This window comes from Citrobacter sp. Ct235 (assembly GCF_030332305.1).
In the GTDB taxonomy this organism is placed as follows: Bacteria; Pseudomonadota; Gammaproteobacteria; order Enterobacterales; family Enterobacteriaceae; genus Citrobacter_A; species Citrobacter_A telavivensis.
This window is the reverse complement of sequence record NZ_JAOWIC010000031.1, coordinates 1-626: the sequence shown is the minus strand read 5'-3', so window position 1 is coordinate 626 and position 626 is coordinate 1. Positions and strand designations below refer to the sequence as shown.

At 52.2% G+C, this 626-nt stretch carries 1 rRNA gene; it reads right to left on the bottom strand.

The features are described from left to right. Positions 1 to 626, bottom strand: a 23S ribosomal RNA gene (locus OGY35_RS01935); the annotation flags it as partial.

The window sequence follows — 626 nt, the reverse complement described above, 5'->3', positions numbered from 1 at the left end:
GTCGCTGCCGCAGCTTCGGTGCATGGTTTAGCCCCGTTACATCTTCCGCGCAGGCCGACTCGACCAGTGAGCTATTACGCTTTCTTTAAATGATGGCTGCTTCTAAGCCAACATCCTGGCTGTCTGAGCCTTCCCACATCGTTTCCCACTTAACCATGACTTTGGGACCTTAGCTGGCGGTCTGGGTTGTTTCCCTCTTCACGACGGACGTTAGCACCCGCCGTGTGTCTCCCGTGATAACATTCTTCGGTATTCGCAGTTTGCATCGGGTTGGTAAGTCGGGATGACCCCCTAGCCGAAACAGTGCTCTACCCCCGAAGATGAGTTCACGAGGCGCTACCTAAATAGCTTTCGGGGAGAACCAGCTATCTCCCGGTTTGATTGGCCTTTCACCCCCAGCCACAAGTCATCCGCTAATTTTTCAACATTAGTCGGTTCGGTCCTCCAGTTAGTGTTACCCAACCTTCAACCTGCCCATGGCTAGATCACCGGGTTTCGGGTCTATACCCTGCAACTTAACGCCCAGTTAAGACTCGGTTTCCCTTCGGCTCCCCTATTCGGTTAACCTTGCTACAGAATATAAGTCGCTGACCCATTATACAAAAGGTACGCAGTCACCCCATAAA